Source organism: Deefgea salmonis (assembly GCF_020531905.1).
Classification (GTDB): domain Bacteria; phylum Pseudomonadota; class Gammaproteobacteria; order Burkholderiales; family Chitinibacteraceae; genus Deefgea; species Deefgea salmonis.
In genome coordinates this window covers 13,544-30,996 of record NZ_JAJAWG010000014.1, presented here as the reverse complement: position 1 = coordinate 30,996, position 17,453 = coordinate 13,544, and the positions used below count along the sequence as shown (strand labels likewise).

Here is a 17,453-nt window from a genome sequence, read left to right as displayed (position 1 = left end):
TTACCTAAACGCTTAATTCTACGCAAACAAAACTGGGGAATTTGAATAAATTCGATTAAATCGCTAAATAAAAAATGATTATTGTTTAGCAAGGCATCGTTGCCAATGATTTAAGCTGCGAGCATTAAAATCAATCGCAATGGATTAAACCAGATCTACCCAGCAATATCTACTCCCATCCATGATTTAACTGAATGCTTTTTTATCTCGACGAATCGCATCAAGTCGTCGACAATCCATGCCTTTCTAACGATGTCGGAATATCGAGTGTTTAAATTACCCGTCGTCCTAATCTTGGCCTTATTACTCAATGGTTGTGCCGTGGTGACGACTGCTGCTTTAGTTGGCTCAGTTGCTGTTGGCGTGACCACCAGCGCCGTTGGCCTGGCTTATGATGCGACTAAAATGGTCGCAACCGGAACGGTGGCTGCTGGGGGTATGGCAATCGACGCAATGAGTGCATCCAAGCCTGCGAGCAATACCCAAGTCTCAACACCGCCACAAACAACCGTTCAAGTGATGCCACTCAAAGACCAATAGTCAGTCAATGGGCGGTTAGTGCTTTGCGATTGAGCCGAACAGCGCCGCCTTCGAAACACATTTAAAATATTAAAATGAAAAATAATAAGGAAATAAAACGCTGAAACCGATACTCAATTGCGCTGCTGAGTGATGATTTAAGTCTTATTTAAAAAAATCATTAGCCCCAAGCCAGCAAGGCCAGCGCATGCTGCTTGAGCCAAGCGCGCTCGGTTTTCCAATTTGGGCAGGCTTGGGCGACAATCGCCCAAAAGCGGGCCGAATGATTCATTTGGGCCAAATGCGCCAATTCATGAATCACCACATAATCAATCACGCTGGCTGGCGCTTGCATTAAGCGCCAATTTAAACGAATGTCACCGGCAGCAGTGCAACTGCCCCAGCGGGTTTTGGCCGATGACAATAACCATTTTCTGGGTTGCAGCGCCATGCGTTCCGACCACAAGCCCACGCGTTCGGCCAAATAAATTTGCGCTGAGCGCTGATAAAAACGGATTAAAGCCGGGGCAATTTTGGCGTCGTTGGCTGCGCACAGCGACAACACTCCTGCGCCAAATTGGCTGCGTAATGCCGGTTGCAACATGAATGATTCGCCCAGATACAAGGCACTCGCCCCCCAGCACAAGCTCGGCGGCGCGACTGCTGGCGCATCGTGCCGCACCGCGAGTTTGCCGCGAATCCATGCCAGTTTGAGTTCAATGACGCGCTCGGCTTCACGTTCAGCCGCGCTTTGCGGCAAAATCACCGTTAACCCCTGCGCATCAATTTTCAAACCAATGCTACGTCGCCGTGGGCTACGTTTAATTTGATAGGATATATCGCCAGAGCTATTTTTAAATATGTACTGCAAGTAAATACCTAGGGCCTGTTGAGGTTTGGTTTGCGGATCGCGTTTGTGCTGATTTTGGCCTGAAACAAGGCGAAAGACGCGTGGCATAGTCATTCTATGCAAGCGTTTTTCAACGCAGTGTCAGGCCAAAAGCAGCCAAACCCTAAGGGCTGGGCGCTTTTCGCGGCATCTCTGCGTTATTTCATGCTCGAATAACGGGTTATTGGTCGCATAAAATGCCTTGATCTGCCGCGAAAATCGCTCCAGCGCGACCGAAAACCAAACGTCAACAGACCCTAGGCTTTTTTCTGCTCAAAGCACGGACCACGGCCGCTGATTTCGTCCATCTGCCCTTCGATCCAGTTTTCGACTTCTTTAATCAGCTCTAAGGATTTTTTACCTTCAGAAGCAATCGGTGCCCCTACGCGAACGGTGATTTCTCCCGGCCATTTTAAAAAGGAATTTTTCGGCCAAAACTCACCGGAATTCATCGCCACGGGCACAATCGGCACATTTAAATCCAGTGCTAAACGTGCGCCGCCTTGTTTGTATTGGCCACGCTCACCGGGTTTAATCCGCGTCCCTTCTGGAAAAATCACAATCCACAAGCCTTTGGCTAAACGATCTTTACCTTGCTCCATCAATTGCCGCTGCGCGGCAGCGCGCTGGCCACGATCAATCGCAATCGGTGAGGTGGTCGCCAAAGCCCAGCCAAAAAATGGCATTTTAAGTAATTCGCGTTTCATTACCCACACTTGCGGCGGGAAAATCAATTGCAGCGCCATGGTTTCCCACGCCGATTGATGTTTACACATAATCATCATTGGCCCTTCGGGAATGTTTTCTGCGCCTTCAACCCGAAATTTAAGCCCGCAAGTCAGGTGTAACCACTTGAGTAAAATCACCGACCACCAGCGAATAATTTGATTTCGCGTCACTGCTGGCAAAGGCAAAATCACGATGGCCAACAAGGTAAACAACGGCGTAATGATAATGAGTAGCAACCAATACAAAATAGAGCGCAACCAGATCATGTAACGTAAACTCGCGAAAAAGGGCCGAATGGGAAATCAAACTCGCAACATCAGCACGAGTAAAAAGAAAGCGAAGCTTGCGCCACACGGCACAGCGCGTAACGCCAGCGGCAGACGCTTAATCTGCCGAATACATAAGCCAATTGGCCGCCGCAGCCAAATCATCAAAAATCAAAGTGCCTGCGGGTAAATCGCCGCGCAACTCGGTTTTCATGCCATTACCCGTTCTGACTAAAATAGCGCGCCCACCCGCCGCCGCAATGGCTTGTAAGTCGCGCAATGAGTCGCCCACCATATAGCAATCTTTAGCGTCAACTCGAAAGCGCTTGGCAATATCTAAAATTAAGCCCGGCGCGGGTTTACGGCAGCCGCAGCCACTATCTGGCGCATGCGGACAGAAAAACACCGCGTCCAAATGGCCACCGGCGTGATGAACCGCTTTATGCATTTTGCTGTGAATTTGATTGAGCATGGCCACATCAATCATGCCCCGACCAATGGCACTTTGATTGGTGGCGACGACCAAAGTCCAGCCGGCACGGGTTAATTCACCAATCGCATTGATGCTACCCGCAATCGGCAGCCATTCCTCAGGCGACTTAATATAATCTGGGCTGTCTGCATTGATGACGCCATCCCGATCCAAAATTAAGAGTTTCATTTTTTGCATCCTTAACCTTGCATATCGAGCGAGATTTTCGTCATTCGCGACGAATAAGACCAATAAAATCAGCGGATCCAACGCGCAGGGTGCTGCACGTTCAATCCGCCCTCAGCCCATTTAGTCGGCCAATAATGACAATTCGGCAACGCGATTCATCAAGTCAGCCAGTTGCGACAACAGTGCTAAACGATTGCCACGCTCAGCCAAATCGTCACTCATCACCATCACAGAATCAAAGAAGGCATCAACAGGCGCTTTAAATGCCGCCAATTGCTTCAGTGCGCTGGTAAAGTCGTTGACCGCCAAAGCGCTTTCTACCGCCGGTTGCAACGCTTGCAATTGCGCAAACAGCGCTTGTTCAGCGCCTGCGCCAATTAAAGCGGCATTTAAGGCTGGCAAATCGCCTTCGACTTTTTTCAGGATATTGCGAATACGTTTATTCGCTGCTGCGAGCGCTGCGCTTTCTGGTAAAGCTTTAAATTCAGCCACCGCTGCCAAACGCACCGTGAGATCGTCAAAACGCGTTAATGATTTAGCCAACACCGCATCAATATCAGCCGCTGGATATTGCGCCGCCAATAGATTTTTCAGGCGTTCAAGCATAAAGCCGTACACACCGTCGACCGTACCCGCTTTAATCAAGCCCGCTGGGAAGCTGGCTTCAGCAATATTGAGCAACGCTTTCAAATCAAGTGGCTGCTCGAGCAAGATCCGCAATACGCCCAGTGCTGCGCGGCGTAATGCAAATGGATCTTTATCGCCAGTCGGAATCAAGCCAATACCGTAAATACCGACTAAGGTTTCTAATTTATCGGCCAAAGAAACGGCTTGTGCCGTCGCCCCTTCTGGCAGGGTATCGCCAGCAAACTTAGGCTTGTAATGGGCTGCAATCGCATACGCTACATCGGTATCTTCAGCATCATGCACGGCATAGTATTGCCCCATAATCCCTTGCAACTCAGGAAACTCACCAACCATATCGGTCGACAAATCGGCCTTGGCCAAGTAAGCCGCACGCGTGGCTTTACCGACATCCGCACCGAGTAATTTGGCGATTTCACCGGCAATGCTTTCCAAACGCTGCACGCGCTCCAGTTGCGAGCCAATTTTATTGTGGTACACCACATTGGCTAATTTGCCGACGCGGGTATCGAGTTTGGCTTTTTTATCTTGCTCAAAAAAGAATTGTGCATCTGATAAGCGTGCGCGCAACACGCGCTCATTGCCATTGATAATGTGGCTAGGATCTGCCGTTTGCAGATTGGATACCAGCAAAAATTGATTCATCAATTTGCCATTGGTATCGAGCAACGGGAAGTATTTTTGATTTTGCTGCATGGTCAAAATCAAGCATTCTTGCGGCACATCGAGAAACTCTGCTTCAAAGCCGCCTTTTAACACCACTGGCCATTCCACCAAGGCGGTCACTTCGTCAAACAACGCATCATCAGCAGCAATCGTGGCATTGAGGGCCGCAGCGGCCGCTTGCAGTTGTTCACCGATTAAAGCGCGGCGCTCAGTAAAGCTGGCAATCACATAACCTTGCGCTTTGAGCATTCGCGCATAATCGTCAGCGCTAGACAGCACCAGCTCACCGCTAGATAAAAAGCGATGCCCCAGCGTGCTGCGGCGTGAATTCAGATGCAAAATTTGCCCAGCAATCAAATCATCGCCGTGCAACATCATCAAGCCATGTACCGGACGAATAAATTGGCCATCACGATCGCCCCAACGCATTAATTTTGGCGCGGGCAGTTTTTTTAAGGCCGCAGCCACAATGCCAGCGAGCACTTCGTTTAAGGTTTGACCGGGTTTACTCATGCGGAAAACAAACACTTCTTGTTTGCCGTCGTGCAGTTTTTCTAGGTTGTTGACGGCGTCGGCCGTCAAGCCACAAGAACGAGCAAAACCCAATAAAGCCGGCGTTGGCTGGCCGTCTTTAAAACCAGCGGCAACCGCAGGGCCACGTTTTTCAATGGCTTGCTCAGGCTGCACTGCCGCGACATTAGGAATGCTGACGGCCAAACGGCGTGGGCTGGCAAACGTCACATAGGCCGTATCTGCAGGCACAAAGCCCATTTTTTGTAATTCAGCAAAAATACTTTCAGCAAAGACCGCACCCAATTTAGGCAAGGCTTTGGGCGGCAATTCTTCGGTTAATAATTCAATAAGCAGTGTTGGGTTCATGCTGTTTCTCTTTTTTAAGTTCATCGCCCAGCGGGCTGTTGACTACCACCTAGGCATCGTCTTGCTGCGCGGCGTCTTTGTCGCTCATGATTTTGCAGACCTGCCGAATAAAATCAGCGCCATAGCTGTCTTTGGCCGGATCAGTGAATTCCCACTGAAATCCCGGCACATCATAACGGGCGAGTTCTTCGTCTTCGCTATCGTGCAAAGCCACGGCCACGCCTGCCATACGGCCAGAATCGCAATGAATCGCTGAACGCGTATATTTCAGCCGATATTGGCCTTTGCCGACTTCGTCGTTTTGATCGGTATTAAACCGCTGCAACATCCACACAAAGGTGTAGTTAGCCTCTGAATACTGCGGATCATGCTGAACTGAATTAGCATCCACCAGCATTTCAAAATCCGCGGTTTTGCCATAACTACGCCAGTCTGCCTTGGCATAAGGCACGGCAACGGGGCCTTTCACGCCTTCGTTAAATTTTTTATCGCAAGCACTCAATAACACCATCACACTGAGTAAACTGCAACGAAGCAACATGGCGAGCCCCTGTGGATTATTCCGGCAATTGGCACATTGGGAAGCCCAAAGCTTCGCGGCTGTCGTGATACGCTTGCGCGACCAGACGCGCTAAATTGCGAACTCGGCCAATATAAGCGGCACGCTCAGTCACCGAAATCGCACCACGCGCATCGAGTAAGTTGAACATATGCGAGCATTTCATCACCATTTCAAAACCAGGTAAGGCCAAGCCGCCGTCGATTAAGCGTTTAGCTTCAGATTCAAAATGATTGAATTGATCAAACAAAAACGGCACATTCGATTGCTCGAAGTTATAAATCGATTGCTCGACTTCGTTTTGGTGATAAATATCGCCATAAGTGACTTTTTGGCCATTCGGGTACACCGTCCAAACGATGTCGTAGATACTATCTACCCCCTGCAGGTACATCGCTAGACGCTCGACGCCATAAGTGATCTCGCCCAATACCGGCTTGCAATCTAGACCGCCCACTTGCTGGAAGTAAGTAAACTGCGTGACTTCCATACCGTTAAGCCACACTTCCCAGCCTAAACCCCAAGCGCCCAAGGTTGGGCTTTCCCAGTCGTCTTCAACAAAGCGCACATCATGCACTGAAGTGTCGATACCGAGCTCTTGCAATGAGCCAAGATACAATTCTTGGATATTGTCAGGCGATGGCTTGAGCACGACTTGGTATTGATAATAATGCTGGCAACGATTTGGGTTTTCGCCATAGCGGCCATCTTTAGGACGGCGGCAAGGTTGCACATAAGCGGCATTCCAAGGCTCTGGGCCGATTGAGCGCAAAAAGGTGGCGGTGTGAAAGGTTCCGGCCCCTACTTCGATATCATAAGGCTGCAGCAAGGCACAGCCGTGCCCAGCCCAGTAGGTTTGGAGCTTGAGAAGGATTTCCTGAAAAGTCAGCATAGGATTCTTGGCGCACGGCACAGTTCTTTTAATCAATGAATTCTACCTGTTTTTGCCGCTATCGTGGCAGCTCGCTCGCAATGAGCGTCGCAGCGTGACAAATTCACCGCGCCCTTGACCTACAAAAAGTGGCTTCTTGGCAATCATAAGCTACTCAATCACAGCCCCCAAATGGCTAAGCCGCGCCGCAAAAGATGATCTCTTACACATTTACTCAGAAATATTGCCGATAACAACGCCAGAGCATCGGCGTTCTTGTTATGCTTAAGCTTTTTAGGCGCTCAATCGCGCCACTTTCACGGCTTAACTTTATGCGCGCACTCTCAGTTACCCTGCTTATCAGCAGCCATCTCTTACTTAGCGCCAGCGCTTTTGCCAATATTGATTTGGATGAACTGCGCGAAGCGGTTCGTGCTCGCGATCTACCTCGCATCGCCCAAATCAGCGATAGCAATCAGGGCAAGCCGTTAGAAATGTATCCAAACTACTACTGGCTGACACTACAAATTAAACAAATCAGCGAAGACGATGCCAATCAATTTTTAAATCGCTACGCCAACACGCCACTGGCCAGCCGTTTTCGCGATGATTGGATTAAAGAATTAGCCCGCCGCCAAGCTTGGCCGGCGTTTGAAGCGCAATACGCGAAAATCGACGCGCCAAACACGGAGTTGCAATGCCTCAAAACCCAAGCGGCACTGGCTCGCAACGACAACTCAACATTGAGCAGCAATAAAGCACTGTGGTTTAGTGGCAAACCGCAATCGGCAGCGTGCAATCCGGTGTTTGACGCCCTATTTGCCAACGGCACGCTCAATGAAGACGATGCATGGTGGCGAATTCGCCAAGCTTTGGCCGGCAATCGTCCTGACTTTGCTCGGCAATTGGCGATGCGCGTTAATCGCTCAAGTGAGTTCTCCGCCAAAACCATCGCCGCGATCAATAGCGCCCCTGACAAACAATTGCTGCAGCTTAACGCCGCCGGTCGCGCCAATCTTGAATTGCAACTGTATGCACTGGAATTGCTTGGCCGAAAAAACCCGGCACAAGCAGCACAATTGATCGAACAGCTTAGCCCCACAATGGCCGCCGCCGATCAACGTTTTGCGTGGCAACAATTAGGCCTCACCGCCGCACGCCGCCACCATCCGAGCGCTTCGGTTTGGCTGGGCAAAGCCGATTTAAATGATTTGGAAGAAGAAGACCAAGCGTGGTTTGTGCGCTCGGCGCTGCGTAGCGAAGATTGGCCAACGATAGAAGCCCGAATCAAAGCACTCCCCGCCGAAACGCAAGAAAAAAACACCTATCGCTACTGGCTAGCACGCGCCTATGAGGCACAAAACAAAACCAATGCCGCTAACGCCATTTATCTCAAATTAGCTGACGGCTTTGATTATTACGGTTTATTGGCACAAGAAAAACTCGGCAACATACTGCAAGAATCACGCGCGCCTTATACCAGCCAACCTGAAGACATCAATGCCGTTGCCGCCCTACCCGGCGTGGTGCGTGCTTTGAGCCTGAATCAACAAAACTGGCGAGTTGAAGCCAATCGCGAATGGAATTTCGCCATGCAAGGCTTAAGCGACACGCAATTATTGGCCGCAGCGGAATTAGCGCGTAAAAATAAAATGTATGACCGCAGTATTTATACCGCCGAGCGCACGCAAAAAATACATGACTTTACCTTGCGCTACCCAACACCGTATCGCGAAGAAACCGAGCAAGCGGCTAAAGCGCAAGGCTTAGATCCGGCGTGGGTCTATGGCTTAATCCGCCAAGAAAGTCGCTTTATCAGCGATATTCGCTCCAGTGCTGGCGCAGCGGGCTTAATGCAATTGATGCCCAATACCGCCAAATGGGTCGCCGGTAAAATGAAAATCAGCGACTTTAGCCCCGCTGGTATTACCGACGTCAGCAGCAATTTGCATATGGGTGCTTACTATCTGGCCTATTGGGCAGAGAACTTTAACGGCAACGCGATTTTAGCCACCGCTGGCTATAACGCTGGCCCAGGCAACGCCAGAAAATGGCGTACCGATCGCGAGTTAGACCCCACGATTTACATCGAAACCATTCCGTTTGGTGAAACTCGTGATTACGTTAAAAAAGTGCTCAGCAATGCCAGTCATTACGCGCATTATTTTAAAGACAGTCCGACGCAACTCAGTCATCGCTTAGCCAAGGTGCCTGCTGCACAATAAAAAATATCACGCATCGAGTCGATATGACTTGGCTTATCCACTCGATGAACCACTGCAATCATGCCGTAGCAAACCCAAGAAAAACGTTGTTACTATAACTCCTGTTCAACTGACCAACCATTCACATAGAGGTGATTCATCATGCAAATTATTATTGGCAATTTTCCGCCCGCCACGCGCAGCGAAGATATTATCGCGCTGTTGGTCGAGCAATTGGGCGCACCGATTCCGACTGAAATTACCGTCAGCGAAGGCGCTGGGCGTAATGTCATCGCCTTAGTGCAATATCCAGCTGAAGCGCCACATACGCTGGGCGATGTGCTGGCCCAGAAATTAAATGGCTATCACTACCAAGGCTTTCACCTGAACGCCACCGTGACGCATAACTTTAAGGACTAAACCGATGCGGATCGCCGTCTTTGATAGCAAGCAATATGACAAGACCGCGATCAATGCGGCCAATATCCAATTCGACCATGACATCGTTTTTTTTGATGATCGGCTCAACGCCAAAACCGTACCCTTAGCACAAGGGTTTGACGTGGTTTGTCCGTTTGTGAATGATCTGCTCGATGCGTTCACCATCGCTCAGCTCGCCCAGCTTGGGGTCAAACTCATTACACTGCGCTGCGCGGGCTTTAATGGCGTGGATTTAAACGCCGCCGCCGCCCATGGCATTACGGTCACACGAGTCCCGGCTTATTCGCCAGAAGCCGTGGCCGAGCATGTGTTTGCGCTGCTACTGACTTTGGTTCGCAAAACACACCGTGCTTTTAACCGCATTCGTGATGGCAACTTTACCCTCGATGGCTTAGAAGGCTTTAACTTGCACGGCCGCACCTTTGGTATTGTTGGCGCCGGGAAAATCGGTCTGGCCACCGCGCGCATTGCACGCGGGTTTGGCTGCAAGATTCTCGCCTATGACCCACATCCCCCAGCGCAATGCGATGTGGATTGTGAGTTTGTTACGCAAGAAGCGCTATTTAAGCGTGCCGATATTATTTCCTTACATTCGCCGCTGTTTCCCACCACGCACCATATGATTAACGCCACCACGCTGGCGCAAATGAAACCAGGCGTCGTCTTAATCAACACCAGCCGTGGCGGCTTGATTAATACTTTGGCACTGATTAAATCACTCAAATCAGGGCATGTTGGCGGGGTGGGGCTTGATGTCTACGAGCATGAAGAAGGCGTTTTCTTTGAGGACCTCTCAGACAGCATGCTCAAAGATGATATTTTGGCGCGCTTAACCACGTTTCCGAATGTGGTGATTACCTCGCATCAAGGCTTTTTAACCACCGAAGCACTCGACAATATTGCCCACTCTGTGTTGCAAAGCATCGATGACTTTATTCAGCATCGTCCCCTTGGCAACGAGGTAAAAGCCAGTGCCTAAAAAGCAGTTCCGTGTCGAGGAGCCGACGATTTCTCGTTGGCTGCTCACCATTACCCCGTTTGCCGCCGCCTTGTTTGCCTTAGTTTTTGCCCTGTTTTTAATCCAAACCGCGCACAAAGAAGACCAAGCGATCACCAGCACCTTAGAGCAAGATCTATTGTGGCAAAAGCAAGCACTCAAAAATCGGCTGGATAATCTGCAGCATCAGCTCGATGGCCTTGCCGACATCATTGTTTCCGATGGCTTAAGCTCAGCCGAATTTAGTGGCCGCTATTTATCGATTTTACAAGATTCACCCGAAGTGATGAGCTTGGAATACATCGATGAAACCAATCAAGTGCGCTGGCAACATCCGCTCAATCGTCCCGACCTGTTACCGCCGCAAAACCATCGCAATCTGGTTGCAGCGCGCAGTGTGGTGTTGGTCAATAATGCACCCCAATTTAGTACCGTGTTACAAGGGCAAAATCAAACGCCTTTACTGGCTTTTGTCACTCCCGTTCGCCTCAATTTTCATGGTCGGCACACTTTGGTGGCCATTCTCAATCTCAATACCCTGTTGCAGCAGCAAGTGCCGTGGTGGATTGCCCAGCGCTATCAAATTTCTTTGACTGAAAACGGCGAAACCATCGCCAGCAAATTTAACCGCAATTTAGATCCCACCGGCTTGAGCCAAGCCATTGGCTTTGATTTGCCGCCCAATCAATTTCAGCTGCAAGCGACGGTGTATCAGCAGCAACGCAGCTGGCAACAATATTTACTCACGCTGACGGTGATTGCGCTCTCGATCTTGATGCTCGCCTCAACGTGGGCACTGCGGCGACACATTAAAGAGCGCCACAATATCGAAGCGCAATTGCGGCAAGAAACCGCCATGCGTGAAGCGATGGAAAACTCCTTAGTCACCGGCATTCGGGCGATGGATAAGGATGGCCACCTGATTTATATCAATCGGGCCTTTTGCGAAATGGTCGGCTATAGCGCAGAAGACTTATTGGGGCAAAGCCAAACCATGCCGTACTGGCCACCGGAAGATCTAGATCGTTGCACCGCAGTGTATCGGGCGATTTTGTCCGGCCGCGCCGAACCCTCGGGTTATCAAATGCGCTTTATGCGCGCCAATGGCGAGCGCTTTGACGTGCGGCTTTACGCCGCCAAACTGATTGATGGCGACGGCCAGCATACCGGCTGGATTAGCTCGATTTACGACATTACCGAATTACAGCGCGAGCGAAATGCGCTGCAAGCGTCCCATGAGCGTTTTGTGAATGTGCTCAATGGCCTAGAAGCCGCGGTTTCGGTCAGCGACGCGGCCAGCTGCGAGATGCTCCTCACCAACCGGCAATTTGATCGGGCGTTTAATATCCCCGATTGGCATGGCCGCTACTGTGCCTTGCCGTATACGCCGCGCCGTAAAGGCGCGCCAGTCGAAACCGAATGGTTCGATGCCTATCGTGGCCACTGGTATCAAATTAAAAGCCGCAGCAGCGTCTGGGTGGATGGCTCAGAGGTTTGGCTCGAAATCGCCACCGACATCACTGCGCTCAAAAATGCCCAAGAGCGTGAACGCCAGCAAAATGAGCAATTACAGCAAACCACACGCTTGATTAGCATGGGCGAAATGGCATCTAGCTTGGCGCACGAGCTCAATCAACCTTTAGCCGCCATTGCCAGCTATGCCACCGGTTGCCGCAATGTGCTGTCGCAAGCTGAACCCAATATTGCCCAACTGGATCAAGCCATCGAAAAAATGGCTGGCCAAGCCAAACGCGCCGGCAAAATTATTTCTGGGATTCGCGAATTTGTGCAACGCCGCGCGCCACACCGCAAGCCCTGCGAGGTCGCAGATTTAGTCGACACAGTGCGCACGCTGCTCGCCGCCGAGGTCGCCAAACAGCAAGTCAAACTCAGTATCGGCGAAGTGAGTGATTTACCGATTGTGTATGCCGATGCGGTGATGCTGGAACAAGTCATGTTTAACTTAATGAAAAACGCGATTGAGGCGATGCACGACACGCCGATTGCCAATCGAACGCTGGATTTAAACATTAATGCAAATAATGGCTTTTTATCGGTCATTATTGCGGATCGCGGCACTGGTATTAATCCTGAACAAATGGAACAATTGTTTAAACCTTTTTACACAACAAAAAATACCGGGATGGGAATGGGTTTAAATATTTGTCGCTCAATTATCGAGCACCACCAAGGTCGATTGTGGGTTGAAGCCAATCCAGGCGGCGGCAGCCGCTTTATCTTCACCCTGCCTTTACCGCAAGAGAGTTTGGCGTGTGAACCTTAATCGCGACGTACTTCTTTTGTCATCGTTATTCACTGCAGGAGCATTCAATTTATGAACCTTGATCGCCCAAATACCCGAAAAATCGCCATTGTGGATGATGACGACGCGATTCGCGACGCGCTATCTTGGTTATTCTCTACCCGTAATCATCAAGTCAATACCTTTGCCAGCGCTGAAGACCTATTAGCCAGCTACCGTCCAGAAGATTACGGCAGCCTGGTGCTCGATGTACGGATGCCGGGCATGGGCGGCTTAGAGTTATTCAATAAGCTACAAGCGTTTAATTATTGCCCGCCGATTATTTTTCTTACTGGCCACGGCGACGTGCCAATGGCGGTGGCGGCGCTCAAACAAGGCGCCGCCGACTTTATCGAAAAACCATTTTCGGACAATGACATCGTTGATTTAGTCGAAAGCTGCTTATCGCAAGATCAGCTCAGCCGCGAAGAATGGCAAACGCGAACGGCAGTTGATCAGCGTTTGGCCTGCCTCACGCCGCGCGAGCGCGAAGTAATGAAATTGATACTCACGGGTCGCTTGAATAAACAAATCGCTGATGATTTGTCGATTTCAATGAAAACCGTCGAAGTGCATCGGGCGCGGATTTTAGAAAAAATGCAGGTTAAAACTGCAATGGAACTCGCGGCACGCTTACGCGATGCCGGCGTAGAACCACATTAATACCGTATGACCCTGTAGCCCATATTGATTATGGGCTACAACTCAATACCTCAAGGATTTTGTTGTGCTAATGCTGATTTCACCAGCGAAAACGCTGGATTACACTCGCCCCACGCCAGCGGGTCTGCCGCAGACGACGCCCGATTTTTTAGCGCAATCGCAGCAATTAATCGACGTGTTGCGACAAAAAACGCCCGCCGATATTGCCCAGCTGATGAAGCTGTCCGATCCCTTAGCCACGCTCAATTTTGGCCGTTATCATTCATGGCAAGCCGACTTTAACCCCGAAAACGCCAAAGCGGCGGTATTGGCTTTTATGGGCGATGTCTATACCGGTCTGGCTGCCGAGCAACTCTCCATCGAGCAACATGCGTATCTGGCGCAACATCTGCGTATTTTGTCGGGTCTATACGGGCTATTGCGCCCGCATGATTTGATGCAAGCCTACCGCCTAGAAATGGGCACCAAGCTGAGCAATCCGCGCGGCAAAAATTTATATGATTTCTGGGGCGACACCCTTACCGAAGCGGTGAATGAGCTTGAGCAGCAAGAAATTGTTAATTTGGCCAGCGAAGAATATTTCAAAGCGATTCGCCCAGCAAAATTAAACGCGCCGGTGATTACGCCGATTTTTGAAGACTTTAAAAACGGTCAATACAAAATCATCAGCTTCTACGCCAAACGTGCGCGTGGCCTAATGGTGCGCTACGCCGCGCTCAATGCCATTACCCACGCCAATGATCTAAAGCATTTTGATTTGGATGGCTATGCTTTTGACGCTAGCAATAGCGAGCAACAACGCTGGGTTTTCCGCCGCATGGCAGAATAGTAAGGGTATATCGCTGCGGAGCTTATTTAACATTAGCTAGCGAGCAATACCCATACAATAAAAAAACCGCACCTGTTGACTGGTGCGGTTTTTTTATTGCGACAGGTGACGGTGACTTACTTGGCCACGTTACCGGCGATATTCAGAACATTCCACGTTCTCGCAAATGGCGGCGCGTAAATGAAATCCATAAAGCCCAGCTCTTCAACCGTGATGCCGCTATACACTGCGACCGCCAAAGCATCAACGCGGTGCACCGCACCACCGAGATAAGCGCCGCACACTTGGCCACCGAGTAAACGGCGCGTGCTGCGCTCATAAATCAGTTTGACCCACATTTCACTTTGCGCTGCCACGTAATCGGTGTGGTTTTTATCTTTAATCCAAACGGTGCGGTAATCGATATTTTGCTGCTGCGCTTCTTGCTCAGTAATCCCAGTGCGGCCTGCTTCAATATCAAACACGCGAATGCCGCTAGAACCCAAAGTGCCAATAAATTGACTTGGCTGCCCAGCCATCACTTCACCCACAATCCGCCCTAGCTTATTGGCGGTCGTGGCCAATGGAATATACGCCGTACCGCTGATGCGGTGCGGTACTGTCGCACAATCGCCTGCGGCGTAAACATCCGGCAAATTGGTTTGGCATTGAGCATCAATCACAATGGCGCCTTGCGCCGACAAGGTTAAACCACTGCTCGCTAAAAAGTCGGTATTGGGTTTAAACCCCGCCGCGACGATCACCATATCGGCGGGATATTGCCCCAGATTGCTCACCACCTGATGCACGCGGCCTTGTTCGCTCACCAGTTCAGTCACCATTTCGCTATTGCGTAGATTAACGCCATGGCGCTGGAGTGAGTCTTCTAAAATCGTACTGATTTCAGCATCAAAAATGGTTTCCAGCACCCGGCCCGATAGACCAATCAAAGTGACGTTTTTGCCCTGCTCACGCAATGCTTCACTGGCCTCAAGACCAATAAAACCATTGCCAATCACCACCACGTTTTGCACTTGCTCTAACTGATCAACGATCAACTGAGCATCGCGTTTAGAGTGCATGGTAAAGACGTTTTGTGTGTTTAAGCCTTGAATCGGTGGCTGCACGGGCGACGCGCCAACGGCAATCAACAGCTTATCGTAGGTAAAGGTTTGCGTTTGCTGCTCGGCATTGACTGCGGTCACGGTTTTACTGGCCGCATCCAGCCCAGTCACCGTATGCAAACAGCGCACATCAATGCCAATTTGGGTGAATTCCGCCAAAGAGCGCGCCGTCATTTGTTCGATGTCTTTAAATTCACCGCCCACAAAATAAGGAATCCCGCAGGCGCCAAAAGACACCACATCGCTCTTTTCTAATACCGTGATATTGGCGGTTTTATCAAACTTTAAAATTCGTACTGCCGCCGACATCCCTGCTGCATTCGCACCCAAGATTAAATAATTCATTGTGTTACTCCATGGATTGCGAGCCATCGGCTCTGATTTCAATCAATACACTGACCGGCTTGACCGATTGAGCCCTTAAAAACAATTCGAGCGGCAAGGTCGCATCGAGACTCGATACCCCCATGCCGCTCTCATTTCGCTCAGTCTAACTTAAGCTTCTTCGCCATCTAAACCGGCATTGGGATCATTAAATACATCCATATCCATTAAGCCCATTTCGCGATCTGTCGCTACCGCGGCAGACATCGTTCCGGATACATTGGCCAAGGTACGCGCCATATCGATCACCGGATCAATCGCCAACACCATACCAATCAGTGCAAAATGTTCACCCATGCCCATACCCGACAAGGCAATCGTTGCCGCCACGGTGGCCGTGCCTGGAATACCGGCGATCCCAATTGAACCAATCGTCACCACAATCAACATCATGATGTAAAACTGCAGATTGGTTTCAATCCCCACCATATGCGCCACCATCACCACGATCATCGCCGGGAAGAAACCGGCGCAGCCATTCATACCAATGGTACTACCGAGTGAACCCACCAAGTTAGAAGTGCCACTATTCACCCCCATACGATTAGTCAGCGTTGAAATCGTCATCGGCAAAGTGCCCACTGAAGAGCGGCTAGTGAACGCCATCAACCAAGTGCCGATTGATTTTTTAACAAACATCGTGGGTGACACGCCATGCAGCGCAACAATGATGATGTGCAACAGCATAATCAAAGCCATCGCAATATAAATGGCAGCAACAAAGCTAGAGACTTCTAAAATCGCTGGAATACCATTGCTGACAATCGTGCGGGCCAACAAAGCCACCACGGCGTACGGCATAAATTTAATCACCGTCATCGCCACCGACATCACGATTTTATGCAGGCCGAAAATCAAAGTTTTAAACGCGCCAATCACTTCGGGATTTTTCTTTTCCATCCGAGTTGCAGCCACCCCTAGCAAGGCAGAGAAAATCACCAAGCCAACAATGTTTTCACCGTGCATTGCCACGACGATATTGCTTGGAATCAAGCGAACAATCGTATCGACCAAATTGGTATATTGCTTGATCTCTGCCGTGCCGGTCACCGCACTCACGCCATAACCTAGACCAAATGCATTGGCCAATACAATACCCAGTACGCAGGCCAGTGCGGTCGTAAACAGCAACCAGAAAATCCCCCGAAAAGCGATTTTAGGTAGGTCTTCTTTGCCAGAAAAATCCAAAATCACTTTAACAATCGAGACAAAAATCAGCGGAATCACCAGCATACGGATAAAGGCAATAAAGGCGCGCCCTGCTAAGCCATACCACGTTGCCGTTTCTTGCATCCACGTATTGGCCTGCTCAGGAAAACCAACCGATGCTTGCACCAGCAAACCTAAACCTGAACCCAAAACTAAACTCACCAACATGCGCTTGGAGAAATCAATTTTTTTGTTTTGTAATTGCTTTAATACCCAGAACGAAGCCAACAACAGCGCAATGGCAATCAGTGTTTGATAGTGAGTAATTGATAAGAAATTCTCAAAAAATACCCCGTGAAATATGGCGTGGCTGGTGTCATGCATTGTTAGAGCCTCTTTTTACAAAAATTAAAGCGTTTTTTAATTCACCATTATTGAATGACGGATTATCGAGCATGGGTCTGTGGCAAAGTATTGAGGCCATTACGCTTTCATTACCCAAGCAAACCATCTTTAGCCCCATGTAATCTTGTGGTTTACATGCCTACAATCCGTTCCCTAGCATCAAGATAATGGGATTTGCACTGCATTCACTTGACCCAAATCAAGTCTTTCGCCGTTTCTGCAAAAAACCATTCATGATGATAATTTATTATCAACAACAGCCGTCGACTTGATTATCTCGACATCATCTCAT

General features: G+C 49.8%; 15 protein-coding genes. 7 read left to right on the top strand and 8 right to left on the bottom strand.

Going from position 1 to position 17,453, the window contains the following annotated elements:
• Nucleotides 1-267 precede the first annotated feature (267 nt).
• Nucleotides 268-540 carry a hypothetical protein gene (locus tag LG219_RS14205; protein WP_226765110.1) on the top strand — a complete coding sequence of 91 codons (273 nt, stop codon included), beginning with the start codon at nucleotides 268-270 and terminating at the stop codon, nucleotides 538-540.
• 160 nt (nucleotides 541-700) lie between these two features.
• Here the strand turns inward: LG219_RS14205 and LG219_RS14200 are convergent, their stop codons facing one another.
• The 6 genes from LG219_RS14200 to glyQ form a co-directional block, all read right to left on the bottom strand.
• The gene (locus LG219_RS14200; RefSeq protein WP_226765109.1) at nucleotides 701-1,477 is read right to left on the bottom strand and encodes a M48 family metallopeptidase; all 777 of its coding nucleotides are present in this window, start codon (nucleotides 1,475-1,477) and stop codon (nucleotides 701-703) included.
• Nucleotides 1,478-1,665: 188 nt separating this feature from the next.
• Nucleotides 1,666-2,403, bottom strand: coding sequence for a lysophospholipid acyltransferase family protein (locus LG219_RS14195; RefSeq protein ID WP_226765108.1), 738 nt, complete (start codon nucleotides 2,401-2,403; stop codon nucleotides 1,666-1,668).
• Nucleotides 2,404-2,521: 118 nt separating this feature from the next.
• Entirely contained in the window at nucleotides 2,522-3,064 is a 543-nt protein-coding gene (gmhB, locus tag LG219_RS14190; RefSeq protein ID WP_226765107.1) for a D-glycero-beta-D-manno-heptose 1,7-bisphosphate 7-phosphatase, read from the bottom strand.
• Between the two features lie 120 nt (nucleotides 3,065-3,184).
• Nucleotides 3,185-5,254 carry a glycine--tRNA ligase subunit beta gene (glyS, locus tag LG219_RS14185; RefSeq protein WP_226765106.1) on the bottom strand — a complete coding sequence of 690 codons (2,070 nt, stop codon included), beginning with the start codon at nucleotides 5,252-5,254 and terminating at the stop codon, nucleotides 3,185-3,187.
• Between the two features lie 49 nt (nucleotides 5,255-5,303).
• Nucleotides 5,304-5,795, bottom strand: a complete 492-nt coding sequence (locus LG219_RS14180; protein WP_226765105.1) for a surface-adhesin E family protein — start codon at nucleotides 5,793-5,795, stop codon at nucleotides 5,304-5,306.
• A 16-nt stretch (nucleotides 5,796-5,811) separates the two neighbouring features.
• Complete coding sequence (glyQ, locus tag LG219_RS14175; protein ID WP_182076293.1) at nucleotides 5,812-6,705, bottom strand: glycine--tRNA ligase subunit alpha; 894 nt, start codon at nucleotides 6,703-6,705, stop codon at nucleotides 5,812-5,814.
• A 311-nt stretch (nucleotides 6,706-7,016) separates the two neighbouring features.
• Between glyQ and LG219_RS14170 the strand changes: the two genes are divergently transcribed.
• The 6 genes from LG219_RS14170 (at nucleotide 7,017) to yaaA (ending at nucleotide 14,120) form a co-directional block, all read left to right on the top strand.
• Nucleotides 7,017-8,909 carry a lytic transglycosylase domain-containing protein gene (locus LG219_RS14170; protein WP_226765104.1) on the top strand — a complete coding sequence of 631 codons (1,893 nt, stop codon included), beginning with the start codon at nucleotides 7,017-7,019 and terminating at the stop codon, nucleotides 8,907-8,909.
• A 141-nt stretch (nucleotides 8,910-9,050) separates the two neighbouring features.
• A complete protein-coding gene (locus tag LG219_RS14165; protein ID WP_226765103.1) occupies nucleotides 9,051-9,308 on the top strand; it encodes an RNA-binding protein in 258 nt (85 codons plus the stop codon).
• A 4-nt stretch (nucleotides 9,309-9,312) separates the two neighbouring features.
• On the top strand, nucleotides 9,313-10,308 hold the full coding sequence (locus LG219_RS14160; RefSeq protein WP_226765102.1) for a 2-hydroxyacid dehydrogenase: 996 nt from the start codon (nucleotides 9,313-9,315) through the stop codon (nucleotides 10,306-10,308).
• Nucleotides 10,301-12,610 (top strand): PAS domain-containing sensor histidine kinase, encoded by a 2,310-nt coding sequence (locus tag LG219_RS15530; protein ID WP_226765101.1) that lies wholly within the window; start codon nucleotides 10,301-10,303, stop codon nucleotides 12,608-12,610. Before LG219_RS14160 ends, LG219_RS15530 begins: the two co-directional genes overlap by 8 nt.
• Nucleotides 12,611-12,661: 51 nt before the next feature.
• On the top strand, nucleotides 12,662-13,291 hold the full coding sequence (locus LG219_RS14150) for a response regulator transcription factor (protein WP_173533130.1): 630 nt from the start codon (nucleotides 12,662-12,664) through the stop codon (nucleotides 13,289-13,291).
• 64 nt (nucleotides 13,292-13,355) lie between these two features.
• Nucleotides 13,356-14,120 (top strand): peroxide stress protein YaaA, encoded by a 765-nt coding sequence (yaaA, locus tag LG219_RS14145; RefSeq protein ID WP_226765100.1) that lies wholly within the window; start codon nucleotides 13,356-13,358, stop codon nucleotides 14,118-14,120.
• Nucleotides 14,121-14,236: 116 nt separating this feature from the next.
• On the opposite strand, the gene LG219_RS14140 is transcribed toward yaaA, so the two are convergent.
• A complete protein-coding gene (locus LG219_RS14140) occupies nucleotides 14,237-15,568 on the bottom strand; it encodes a CoA-disulfide reductase (RefSeq protein ID WP_226765099.1) in 1,332 nt (443 codons plus the stop codon).
• Nucleotides 15,569-15,718: 150 nt separating this feature from the next.
• Entirely contained in the window at nucleotides 15,719-17,140 is a 1,422-nt protein-coding gene (locus LG219_RS14135) for a cation:dicarboxylate symporter family transporter (RefSeq protein ID WP_226765098.1), read from the bottom strand.
• Between the last annotated feature and the right edge of the window lie 313 nt (nucleotides 17,141-17,453).

What these genes read in the sequence shown, in the direction of transcription:
- LG219_RS14200 (WP_226765109.1), bottom strand. Translation starts at nt 1,477, where the DNA reads ATGCCACGCGTCTTTCGCCTTGTTTCAGGCCAAAATCAGCACAAACGC.
- LG219_RS14195 (WP_226765108.1), bottom strand. Translation starts at nt 2,403, where the DNA reads ATGATCTGGTTGCGCTCTATTTTGTATTGGTTGCTACTCATTATCATT.
- gmhB (WP_226765107.1), bottom strand. Translation starts at nt 3,064, where the DNA reads ATGAAACTCTTAATTTTGGATCGGGATGGCGTCATCAATGCAGACAGC.
- glyS (WP_226765106.1), bottom strand. Translation starts at nt 5,254, where the DNA reads ATGAACCCAACACTGCTTATTGAATTATTAACCGAAGAATTGCCGCCC.
- LG219_RS14180 (WP_226765105.1), bottom strand. Translation starts at nt 5,795, where the DNA reads ATGTTGCTTCGTTGCAGTTTACTCAGTGTGATGGTGTTATTGAGTGCT.
- glyQ (WP_182076293.1), bottom strand. Translation starts at nt 6,705, where the DNA reads ATGCTGACTTTTCAGGAAATCCTTCTCAAGCTCCAAACCTACTGGGCT.
- LG219_RS14170 (WP_226765104.1), top strand. Translation starts at nt 7,017, where the DNA reads ATGCGCGCACTCTCAGTTACCCTGCTTATCAGCAGCCATCTCTTACTT.
- LG219_RS14165 (WP_226765103.1), top strand. Translation starts at nt 9,051, where the DNA reads ATGCAAATTATTATTGGCAATTTTCCGCCCGCCACGCGCAGCGAAGAT.
- LG219_RS14160 (WP_226765102.1), top strand. Translation starts at nt 9,313, where the DNA reads ATGCGGATCGCCGTCTTTGATAGCAAGCAATATGACAAGACCGCGATC.
- LG219_RS14150 (WP_173533130.1), top strand. Translation starts at nt 12,662, where the DNA reads ATGAACCTTGATCGCCCAAATACCCGAAAAATCGCCATTGTGGATGAT.
- LG219_RS14140 (WP_226765099.1), bottom strand. Translation starts at nt 15,568, where the DNA reads ATGAATTATTTAATCTTGGGTGCGAATGCAGCAGGGATGTCGGCGGCA.
- LG219_RS14135 (WP_226765098.1), bottom strand. Translation starts at nt 17,140, where the DNA reads ATGCATGACACCAGCCACGCCATATTTCACGGGGTATTTTTTGAGAAT.